Raw genomic sequence first — 7,543 nt, forward strand, 5'->3', positions numbered from 1 at the left:
CCGTGGTCCGGGCCTGATGCGGCGACGCAGGGACACTGACGCGCCCGGGCGCCGTGTTCAACCTCGCGCCCGCAGGCGGTCCCGATTAGGCTGCGGCCGGTCCCGGGGGTGGCGGGGGCAGGGGGTCGCGGTGCGATGGGGTTCCTCAGGCTGTATTGGCGCGTGCTGTGGATGCTCGGGTCCGACCGCCCGCTGGCGGCGGGGCTCGCTGTCGCGGCGCTGGCGCTGGCCGGGCTGCAGTTCCTCGAACCCGTGCTGTTCGGCCGCGTGGTGGACCTGCTCGCGCGTTCCGACCGGATGGAGGCCGGCACGCTGTGGGCCGAGGCGACGACGCTGCTCGCCATCTGGGCGGCGGTCGGCTTCGCCGGCATCGCCGCCAATGTCGCCGTCGGCCTCTTCGCCGACCGCATGGCGCACCGCAACCGGCTCAAGGTGATGCACGACTACTTCCAGCATGTGCTCGCCCTGCCGCTGTCCTTCCACGGGGACACGCAGTCGGGCCGGCTGATGAAGATCATGCTGGTCGGCACCGACAACCTGTTCGGGCTGTGGCTGGGCTTCTTCCGCGAGCACATCATCACCTTCGTCTCGCTCATCGTCCTGCTGCCGCTGACAATGGCGATGAACTGGCGGCTCGGCTGCCTGCTGATGGTCCTCGTCGTCATCTTCGCCGTCGTCTCCGCGCTGGTCATCCGCCGCACCCAGGACGCCCAGGCGCAGGTGGAGCAGTTCCACTCCCGCCTCGCCGGCAATGCGCAGGATGCGCTGTCCAACGTCGTCGTCGTGCAGTCCTTCACGCGCCTGAATTCGGAGGCGCGGATGTTCGGCGACATCATCCGCCAGGTGCTCGACCATCAGTTCCCGGTGCTGAACTGGTGGGCGATCGTCGCGGTGCTGACGCGGGCGGCATCGACCGTCTGCGTCATCGCCATCTTCGTCTTCGGCACGGTGCTGCATGTGCGCGGCCAGGCGACGGTGGGCGAGATCGTCTCCTTCATGGGCTTCGCGACGCTGTTGATCGGCCGCATGGAGGCGGCGGTCGGCTTCGTCTCCCACATGGTCTTCGTGCAGCCGCGCATCGCGGAGCTCTTCGCCGTGCTCGACGCGCGCTCCACCGTGCCGGAGGCGCCCAATGCCAGGGATCTCGGCCGCGCGATGGGGGAAGTGGCGTTCGAGGGCGTGGGCTTCGCCTATCCCGGCGGCCCGCCGATCCTGAAGGAGGTCTCCTTCAAGGCGCATCCCGGCCAGACCATCGCGCTGGTCGGCCAGACCGGCGCCGGCAAGTCCACCGCCATGGCGCTGCTGCAGCGCCTGTGGGACCCGGTCGAGGGCCGCATCACCCTCGACGGCCACGACCTGCGCGAGATCAGCCTGGAATCCCTCCGCCGCAACATCGGCGTGGTGTTCCAGGAATCCATGCTCTTCAGCCGCACCATCCGGGAGAACCTGCTGGTCGGCCGCCCCGAGGCGACCCAGGCGGAGATCGAGGAAGCCTGCCGCCAGGCCGAGGCGCACGACTTCATCCTCCGCCAGCCGCAGGGCTACGATACGGTGGTGGGGGAGCGTGGCTCCAATCTCTCGGGCGGCCAGCGCCAGCGCCTCGCCATCGCGCGCGCGCTGATCAAGAACCCCCCGGTGCTGATCCTGGACGAGGCGACCAGCGCGCTCGACGCCGCGACGGAAGCGCGCGTGCAGAAGGCGCTCGCCGCCCTGATGGCCGGCCGCACCACCTTCATCATCGCCCATCGCCTGTCCACCGTGCGGGAGGCCGACGAGATCCTGGTCTTCGACGGCGGCCGCATCGCCGAACGCGGACCGTTCCGGGACCTGGTGGCGATGGAGGGCCGCTTCGCGGAGCTGGTGCGCACCCAGCTCGCCGGCGGCGCCGCGCCGGCGCACTGAGCCGCCGCGCGCAATCGCGCGACTGCCGCGCTTCTTGCTTGCTTCGCGCCGCCCGGCCCTGGCAGGCTCGCGCATCGGTTGCGCGGACGGGGTCGCCGGACCCTCGCCTCGCCAGTTCCCCGGCGCACCCCCCGTGCTGCCTTCCGCCGCCCCCCGGCCGGCGGAGGAGAGGAGGAGGGAGCGCGCATGACCATCCAGGCCATCCTGCGGACGAAGGGCAGCGACGTGTTCTCGGTCGGCCCCGGAGAGGATGCCACCGCCATCGCCCAGGCCCTGGCCCAGCATCGCATCGGCGCGGCGCTGGTGCGGGACGCGGACGGCACCGTCCTCGGCATCGTCAGCGAACGTGACATCGTTCGCGCCATCGCGCGGGACGGGACCGGCGCGCTGGCGCATCACGCGCGCGACCTGATGACGACGGAGCTGATCACCGTGCGCCCGACGACCCATATCGCCGAAGCCTTCGGGCTGATGACCGAGCACCGCTGCCGGCACCTGCCGGTCATCGAGGATGGGCGCCTGCTCGGCATGGTCTCGATCGGCGACCTGGTGAAGGCGCGGATCGAGCAGGCTGAGCAGGAAGCCGAGTCGCTGCGGGCCTTCGTCACGGCCGCGTAGGGAAGGGCGCGACGGGGAGGGCGCTGCCTTCCCCGTGCCCCGGCGCCCGACGGCCGTCTCCAAAGACCTTGTGGCCTTTCGGTGGGGAGTGGCCCGAGGCGGGGCAAATCCCCTCTCGGGTCCCGATCCTTGCGACCATCGGGCGCCGCCCCATCGCCCTCCTGCCCTGGCCATGCGAACCTGCCGCCCGTCCCGCCAGGAGCGCGTCGCATGGATCTCCAGCTCACCGGCAAGGTCGCCCTCGTCACCGGCGCCTCGGCCGGCCTTGGCCGTGCCATCGCGAAGATGCTGGCGGCGGAGGGCTGCCGCCTCGCCATCCTCGCCCGCCGGCGCGCGCTGCTGGATCAGCTCGCCGCCGAACTCCCTGCCTCCGCCACCCCGCTGGTCATCGAGCAGGACATCACCGCGGCCGAGGCCGCTCCGCGCATCCGCGACGCCGTCCTGGGCCATTTCGGGCGCTGCGACATCCTGGTGAACAATGCCGGCGGCTCCCGCCCGCAGACCGACCTCGGCGCCGACGAGGTCTGGCAGGAGGCCATGCTGCTCAACTTCGAGGCCGGCCGCCGCGTCACCCACGCCCTCATTCCGGCGATGCAGGCCAACAGATGGGGGCGCATCGTCAGCCTGACCGGCACCGACGAACCCTTCTCCATCAACCCCGCGAATGCCCCCAACGGCGCCGTGCACATCTGGTCCAAGGCGCTGTCGCGCGTGCTCGGGCGGGACGGCATCACGGTCAATTGCGTGCCGCCGGGCCGCATCCGCTCCGAGCAGATCGACGCCCGCGTGCTGCCGACCGATGAGGCCCGCCGCGCCTGGGCGGAGAAGGAGGTCCCGGTCGGCTATATCGGCCAGCCGGAGGATCTTGCGGTCCTCGTGACCTTCCTTTGCTCCCCGCTTGCCCGCTACATCACCGGCCAGGTGATCCACGTGGACGGCGGCACGCTGCGATCCAGCCATTGAGCGGCAGCGGCGCCGGGCTCAGGCTCGCGCCACCGGACCGCCGCAGGGATTCCGCGATGAACCGAACCGCCACCGCCAGCCACACCCACGCGAACGGCCAAAGATCCCATCTGCGGCGCACCATCGCGCTCGCCCGCCGGCGCCGGCGCTCCCTCGGGCCGCGCACGCCGCTGCCCCTCGGGGCGGTGCTGGCCGATGCGGTGGCCGCGACCGTCGGCTCCTGGCGGTTCATCATGGTCCAATCGGGGCTGATCATCGCCTGGATGACCGGCAACGTCCTGTCCGGCGGCGGCGCCTGGGACCCCTATCCCTTCATCCTGCTGAACCTGCTGCTGTCCTTCCAGGCGGCCTATACGGCGCCCGTCATCATGATGAGCCAGAACCGCCAGTCCGAGGTCGACCGCGACCGCGCCCTGGCCGATTATCAGGTGAACATCCGCGCCGAGGCGGAGATCGCCCGGCTGCACGAGAAGATCGACCTGATGCGCGAGCAGCAGCTCCTGGAAGTCACGCAACTGCTGAAGGCCGCGCTGACGCGGATCGAGGCGCTGGAAGGGCGGGGAACCCCGGCATGATCAATCTTGCGGTCCGTATCCTGCTGGCGCTCGGCGGCAGCCTGGCGGCGCTGTTCGTGGCACGGGACTCGCCGAATTTCGGCGTCGTGCAGGGCATGCTCTCGACGGTGGTGCTGGTCTGCTTCGTGCTGCTTCTCGTCCTGTGGCGCTGGAGGAAGGACGAGTAGCCGCGCGGCGCGGCCGCCTTCCCACGACGTTCCGCCCCTGGCACACAGGCGGCCGCCATGCACATCGTCGAGACCCTGCTGATCCTGGTCGCCGCCTGCATCGGGTTCGCGCTGCTGGCGCGGCACGCGCGGCTGCCCTATGCCGTGGTGCTGGTGCTGGGCGGCATGGTGCTCGCCTTCATCCCCGGCGCCCCGAGGGTCGAACTCGACCCCGAGATCGCGCTCACCTTCTTCCTGCCGCCGCTGCTGCAGGCCAGCGCGCTGCGGACGGACTGGCGCGCCTTCACGGGCAACATCAGGCCGATCCTGTTCCTCGCCGTCGGCGCGGTGCTGTTCAGCGCGCTCTGCGTCGCCGCCGCCGCGATCCTGCTGATCCCGTGGCTGCCCTTCACGGCCGCGCTCGCCCTCGGCGCCATCGTGGCGCCGCCGGATGCGGTGGCCGCCGCGGCGGTTCTGGGGCGCCTGCGCCTGCCGAAGCGGATCGTCACCGTGCTGGAAGGCGAAAGCCTGATCAACGACGCCGCCGCGCTGGTGCTCTACCGCTTCGCGGTCGCGGCGACGCTCGCCGGCGCGATTTCCTGGTCCGAGGCCGGCGTCACCTTCGTCGCGCTCGCCATCGGCGGGGCGGCGATCGGCTGGGCGATCGGCCGCGGCGCCGTCTTCGCCATCCGCCGGCTGGACGACACGCTGCTCGAGACGGCGATGTCCTTCGTCGCCTGCTTCGCCTCCTACTTCGCGGCGGAATTCGCGCATGTCTCCGGCGTCATCGCCGTCGTCGCGACGGGCCTGGTCCTCGGCCGCGCGCAGCATGCGCTGACCGCCCGCACCCGCCGCGAATCGCGCGCCGTGTGGGAATTCATCGTCTTCGTGCTGAACAGCCTGGTGTTCATCCTGATCGGGCTGCAGCTCAACGAGATCATGGACCGCATGGAAGGCTACAGCGGATGGGACCTCGCCTGGTTCGCCGGCGTGCTCTCCGCGGTGCTGATCGCCTCGCGCTTCGCCTGGGTCTTCCCGGCCTCCATCACGCCGCGGCTGTTGCCGGCGCTTGCCCGCTACGGGCAGCCCGGCCCCTGGAGCCATTCGACCATCATCGCCTGGTGCGGCATGCGCGGCGTCGTCTCGCTCGCCGCGGCGCTGGCGCTGCCGGTCACCTTCCCCGAGCGCGACCTCATCGTCTTCCTCGCCTTCTGCGCCATCCTCGCGACGCTGGTGATGCAGGGCACCACGCTCGAATGGCTGATCAGGCGGCTCGGCGTGGAGGAGAAGCGCCGCCCGGGCATGAGCGTCGAGGAAGCCGCCGCCCGCACGCTGATCGCCCATGCCTCCCTGCGCGAGATGGAACGCCGTGCCGAGGACGTGCTCGCCGGCGCCATCGCCCAGGACCTGCTGCCCGAATACCGCGACCGCGTCCGCCTGCTGGACGGCATCAACCAGGGTGCGATCGCCGCCGAGCGCGCCTCCCGCCTCGAACATCGCCTCCATGCGCTGCGCGCCGGCCGCGCCCGTCTGCTGCGCCACCGGGAGGAGGACGGGCTGGAGGAGGAGCTGATGGTCCGCCTGACCGAGGAACTCGACCTCGAGGAGCTCCGGCTGCGTCGACTGCTCGGTGCCGAGCACGGCTGATGCGTGCCGGGACTCGTTTCCGCCGCGCTATAGGTGCCGCATGACCGACCTTCGCCAGGCGCTCGAAGATGCGCGCCGCGCCCTGCTCGACCTGTCCACCCGGAACCGGCTCCTCTCCCTGCCGAGGCCGGGGCGGTCGCGCGGCGTCGTCATCCTTGACGACGAGGATGCCGATTTCGTCGTCGGCGCGCTCGCTGCCGGCCGCGCCTTCGGCTTCGAGGCCGCGGGGGAGGACCCGCCCCCCGAACCGGCGCCGGCGGCGGAAGGCAAGCCCCGCCGCACCCGCAGGCGCACGACCAGGGCTGCCGCCAAGGCCGAGGGCGTCGCCAAGGCCGACGGCAAGGCGACGCGCGAGGAATGGCAGCGCGACGAGAACCTCCGCGTCCGGCTGCCGCCGCCGGACCTCGCCCGCCGCCTGCGCGACCTGATGACCGATGCGCGCACCGCGCGGGAGGAGACCGGCGTGCCGACGCTCTACCTCGCCCTCGGCGCGCTGATGTGGCGCGACCCGGCGACGCCGGAGACGGAACGCCGCGCGCCGCTCGCGCTGCTGCCGGTGGCGCTGGAGCGCGAGGGCGTCTCGCAGACCTTCCGCCTGCGCGCGAGCGCCAACGAGGTCGCCGAGAACCTGTCGCTCCGCGAGATGCTGAAGGTGAATTTCGGCACCACGCTGCCGGAGTTCGACGCCGAGACCTACAACCCCACCGCCTGGTCGGAAGCGGTCGCGGCGGCGGTGAAGGACCGCGCCGACTGGTCGGTCGATGCCGATGCGCTGGCGCTCGGCCTGTTCTCCTTCGCCAAGTTCCTGATGTGGCGCGACCTGGGGCCGGAGGAGAATCCCGGCCTCGCCGACCACCCGCTGGTGCGGGCGCTGGTCGGCGGCGAGGCGCTGTCCGCCCCGCCCACCTTTCCCGACGACGCCGATGTGGATGCCGAGATCCCGGTCGAGCGGCTCGACCATGTCATGGACATGGACGGATCGCAGGCGCTGGCGGCGGAATCCGTTCGCCGCGGCGGCCATGTGGTGATCCAGGGGCCGCCGGGCACCGGCAAGTCGCAGACCATCGCGACCATCCTGGCGCAGGCGGTGCTCGACGGCCGTTCCGTGCTGTTCGTGGCGGAAAAGCTGGCGGCGCTGGAGGTGGTGAAGCGCCGGCTGGAGCAGATCGGCCTCGGCGCCGCCTGCCTCGAACTGCATAGCGAGAAGCAGTCCAAGCGCGCCGTGCTGGACGAACTCCGCGCGACGCTGGCTTTGCCGCCGCCGCCGAAGCCGAACCGCCAGGCGGTGGTGGACCGGCTGGCGACGCTGCGCGGCCGGCTCAACCGCCATGCGGCGGCGATGCGCGGGCCCGCCGGCGCCTCCGGCATTCCGCTGCACCAGGTGATCGGCACGCTGGTCGGGCTGCGCCGCAGGGGCGCGGCGGCGCCGGACTTCACGCTGGATGTCGCCGCCTGGGACGGCGCCGCCATCGCCGCGAAGCGCGACGCGGTGCGCGACCTCGCCGCCCGCGCGGTGGAGGCGGACGGCGCCAACAACCCCTGGCGCGGCGTGACGGCGGATATCGGCCCGGCGGACGCGGACCGGCTGATCGCGCGGCTGCCCGGCTGGATCCGCGCCTTCGCGGCGGCCGGCGCGGCGCTCTCCGCGGCCGGCGGCGCCGCGCCCGGACCGGCCTCGGTCGCCGCGCGGCT

At 72.1% G+C, this 7,543-nt stretch carries 7 protein-coding genes; all 7 read left to right on the plus strand.

The features are described from left to right. Positions 1-135: 135 nt before the first annotated feature. Positions 136-1,902, plus strand: a complete 1,767-nt coding sequence (locus tag GXW74_RS19035; protein WP_211848125.1) for a glucan ABC transporter ATP-binding protein/ permease — start codon at positions 136-138, stop codon at positions 1,900-1,902. 186 nt (positions 1,903-2,088) lie between these two features. Continuing rightward, positions 2,089-2,520, plus strand: a complete 432-nt coding sequence (locus GXW74_RS19040) for a CBS domain-containing protein (RefSeq protein WP_211848126.1) — start codon at positions 2,089-2,091, stop codon at positions 2,518-2,520. A 210-nt stretch (positions 2,521-2,730) separates the two neighbouring features. After that, complete coding sequence (locus GXW74_RS19045) at positions 2,731-3,483, plus strand: SDR family NAD(P)-dependent oxidoreductase (RefSeq protein ID WP_211848127.1); 753 nt, start codon at positions 2,731-2,733, stop codon at positions 3,481-3,483. Between the two features lie 56 nt (positions 3,484-3,539). Continuing rightward, positions 3,540-4,058, plus strand: a complete 519-nt coding sequence (locus tag GXW74_RS19050) for a DUF1003 domain-containing protein (protein ID WP_211848128.1) — start codon at positions 3,540-3,542, stop codon at positions 4,056-4,058. Continuing rightward, positions 4,055-4,225, plus strand: a complete 171-nt coding sequence (locus GXW74_RS19055) for a hypothetical protein (protein WP_211848129.1) — start codon at positions 4,055-4,057, stop codon at positions 4,223-4,225. The genes GXW74_RS19050 and GXW74_RS19055 overlap by 4 nt, the downstream gene beginning before the upstream one ends. 57 nt (positions 4,226-4,282) lie before the next feature. Beyond that, positions 4,283-5,851, plus strand: a complete 1,569-nt coding sequence (locus GXW74_RS19060) for a Na+/H+ antiporter (protein ID WP_211848130.1) — start codon at positions 4,283-4,285, stop codon at positions 5,849-5,851. A 40-nt stretch (positions 5,852-5,891) separates the two neighbouring features. Continuing rightward, positions 5,892-7,543: DUF4011 domain-containing protein (locus GXW74_RS19065; RefSeq protein ID WP_211848131.1), on the plus strand; the 1,652-nt coding region annotated here is incomplete at its 3' end.

Source organism: Neoroseomonas eburnea (assembly GCF_018129005.1).
Classification (GTDB): Bacteria; Pseudomonadota; Alphaproteobacteria; order Acetobacterales; family Acetobacteraceae; genus Neoroseomonas; species Neoroseomonas eburnea.

Coding starts and splice junctions, on each gene's coding strand:
- GXW74_RS19055 (WP_211848129.1), top strand. CDS start 4,055: ATGATCAATCTTGCGGTCCGTATCCTGCTGGCGCTCGGCGGCAGCCTG.
- GXW74_RS19060 (WP_211848130.1), top strand. CDS start 4,283: ATGCACATCGTCGAGACCCTGCTGATCCTGGTCGCCGCCTGCATCGGG.
- GXW74_RS19040 (WP_211848126.1), top strand. CDS start 2,089: ATGACCATCCAGGCCATCCTGCGGACGAAGGGCAGCGACGTGTTCTCG.
- GXW74_RS19045 (WP_211848127.1), top strand. CDS start 2,731: ATGGATCTCCAGCTCACCGGCAAGGTCGCCCTCGTCACCGGCGCCTCG.
- GXW74_RS19035 (WP_211848125.1), top strand. CDS start 136: ATGGGGTTCCTCAGGCTGTATTGGCGCGTGCTGTGGATGCTCGGGTCC.
- GXW74_RS19050 (WP_211848128.1), top strand. CDS start 3,540: ATGAACCGAACCGCCACCGCCAGCCACACCCACGCGAACGGCCAAAGA.